Genomic DNA, 2,549 nt, shown 5'->3' with positions numbered 1-2,549 from the left:
CGTACGTATGCTTTTTATTTGATTGTTTACTACAATCAATAGAACAGTTTTTCTAACCGTCAAAAAAGAAGAGTAAATACAATGAGCAAGATGAAAACACTACTATTAGGCGCGGGTATTACTTTAGCCGCAAGCTTCTCGTTTAATGCAACAGCTGCCGATGGCGCTGCACTTTATACCGCTAAGAATTGTCAAACTTGTCATGGCGCTGAAGGTAAAGCACCAATTATGGGTATGTACCCTAAACTAAACGGTCAAAACAAAGACTACTTAGTAGCGCAAATGAAAGATATTAAGTCAGGTGCACGTAATAACGGTATGACCATGGCAATGAAAGCAATGGTTGCAACGGTAACTGATGAAGAGTTTGAAGCAATTGCAGATTACCTAGCTAACGTAAAATAATTTACGCAGTTATACCATTTTAATGCAATTGGTATTTTAGTTTTATAAACAGCCACACAATAGTGTGGCTGTTTTGTTTGGTGTTTGCTATAAAATAGAGACTGCTTTAGACTTCTAAACATCTGTTCGTACAGGTTAATAATGTACGTTTTTATAAGGCTCATTATGTTTGATTTACCCCAACTCGATTTAAAAAATAAAGTATCAGCACAAGAGTGGCAACTTCGTGTTGATTTAGCCGCGTGTTATAGACTGGTAGAGCACTTTCGTTGGGGGGATTTAATCTATACGCATTTATCAGCACGTTTGCCTGGCACCGACCACTACTTAGTGAATGCGTTTGGTTTAACCTTTGATGAAGTAACTGCCTCTAATTTAGTAAAGGTCGACTTAGACGGCAACATTATTGACGATACGCCATTTAGTATTAATCCAGCTGGTTTTACTATTCACAGTGCGATTCACGAGGTACGCGAAGACGCTCATTGTGTTATTCACCTTCATACTAAAGAAACAATCGCAGTCGCTACACAAAAAAATGGTTTATTACCGCTTAGCCAATATTCAATGTTTTCACTGCCATCGCTTTCTTATCATGGTTACGAAGGGCTTGCAGTAAACGACGACGAGCGAAAAGTGCTGCAAGATGATTTGGGCAGCACTAACCATATGTTATTGGTAAATCACGGTGGCTTAACAGTAGGCCCAACGGTAGGCGATGCGTTTATGCGCTTTTATGATTTACAGCGAGCGTGTGAAATTCAACTAGCGCTACAATCAAGCTCGCAAGAGGTGATTGAAGTACCGCAACCTATAATCGACAATATTTATAATCAAGCAAACGTAGTACACAGTGGCAGCACCGGCGGGCAACTTGCGTGGCCTGCAATGTTACGTAAAGCGTATCGACTTGACCCTAGTTTTGCAAAATAACCCATAGCGGTTAATAAGGAATTTTAATGAAAGTAAATCGCGTTGAAGTATTTGATATTCACTGTCCTGATAGACCTTCTTGGACACCTGTGTTTGTACGTATTCATACTGACGAAGGTATTAGTGGTGTTGGCGAAGCGGGCCTTGCATACGATTTAGGTCACAGTGCTGCAGCGGCTATGATTAAAGAAATGGCCGACGCCTTTTTAATAGGCCACGACCCATTTCAAACAGAAAAACTATGGTCACGTATGTTACGTGAAAGCTTTTGGGGTTTAGGCGGCGGACCTGTTGTATATGCTGCAATGAGCGCAATTGATACCGCACTTTGGGATATAAAAGGTAAAGCGCTTGGTTTACCTGTATACCAGTTATTAGGCGGTAAAGTTAACGACAAACTACGCACTTACGCTTCGCAATTACAGTTTGACTGGGATAGCGAATTTAAAGCCCTAGTACAACCGCAAGAATATGCAGAAGCGGCTTTAAAGGCGATGGCCGAAGGTTACGATGCAGTAAAAGTAGATCCAATTCAGTACGATAAAGACGGCAATACTTATTACGATCGTACAAAAATAATTTCACGTACTGAAATGAAGCTATACCGTGCGCGCATGCAAGCTATTCGCGAAGCAGTAGGCGACGAAGTGGATATTATTTTTGAATGCCACAGTTTACCAGGTGTTACAACAGCTATTCAGCTAGGTGAAATTGCAGAAGAATTTGACTGTATGTACTTTGAAGAGCCAGTTAACTATTTAAACCATTCATTACATGCAAAAGTAGCAGATAAAGTTAATGTGCCAATTGCTGGTGGTGAACGTTTGTATAATCGCTGGGGTGTGCGCCCGTACTTAGAAGATCAAAGTATTGATGTTCTACAACCTGATATTGGTTTATGTGGTGGTTTTACCGAAACCAAAAAAGTGTGTGATTACGCTGATATTTTTGATGTGCGTATTCAAGCTCACGTATGTGGCGGGCCTGTTGCAACAGCAGCATCACTGCACTTAGAAACGGCTATCCCTAACTTTTTGATTCATGAGCACCACACTTATGCGATTAAAAAGTGGAACCGCGAGTTATGTTTACAAGACCCACAACCTAAAAATGGTTTCTTTGAAGTGTCAGAAGAGCCAGGGTTGGGTATTGAATTAAATGATGAGATTGTTATGCGTTCTCAACGCGTAGAAATAAAATAATAGTCTTTT

The 2,549-nt window shown here is 40.5% G+C and carries 3 protein-coding genes; all 3 read left to right on the top strand.

The features are described 5' to 3' along the window. Positions 1-81: 81 nt before the first annotated feature. The 3 genes from H5072_RS16635 (at position 82) to H5072_RS16625 (ending at position 2,540) form a co-directional block, all read left to right on the top strand. Complete coding sequence (locus H5072_RS16635) at positions 82-405, top strand: c-type cytochrome (protein ID WP_182694165.1); 324 nt, start codon at positions 82-84, stop codon at positions 403-405. 165 nt (positions 406-570) lie between these two features. Further along, positions 571-1,338 (top strand): class II aldolase/adducin family protein, encoded by a 768-nt coding sequence (locus H5072_RS16630; RefSeq protein ID WP_010554363.1) that lies wholly within the window; start codon positions 571-573, stop codon positions 1,336-1,338. 26 nt (positions 1,339-1,364) lie between these two features. Further along, positions 1,365-2,540 carry a mandelate racemase/muconate lactonizing enzyme family protein gene (locus H5072_RS16625; RefSeq protein WP_007375956.1) on the top strand — a complete coding sequence of 392 codons (1,176 nt, stop codon included), beginning with the start codon at positions 1,365-1,367 and terminating at the stop codon, positions 2,538-2,540. Positions 2,541-2,549: the final 9 nt, after the last annotated feature.

Origin of the sequence: Pseudoalteromonas sp. SR45-5 (assembly GCF_014163565.1) — a bacterium.
GTDB classification, from domain to species: Bacteria; Pseudomonadota; Gammaproteobacteria; order Enterobacterales; family Alteromonadaceae; genus Pseudoalteromonas; species Pseudoalteromonas distincta.
This window is presented reverse-complemented; position numbering and strand designations above follow the sequence as displayed.

Coding starts and splice junctions, on each gene's coding strand:
- H5072_RS16635 (WP_182694165.1), top strand. CDS start 82: ATGAGCAAGATGAAAACACTACTATTAGGCGCGGGTATTACTTTAGCC.
- H5072_RS16630 (WP_010554363.1), top strand. CDS start 571: ATGTTTGATTTACCCCAACTCGATTTAAAAAATAAAGTATCAGCACAA.
- H5072_RS16625 (WP_007375956.1), top strand. CDS start 1,365: ATGAAAGTAAATCGCGTTGAAGTATTTGATATTCACTGTCCTGATAGA.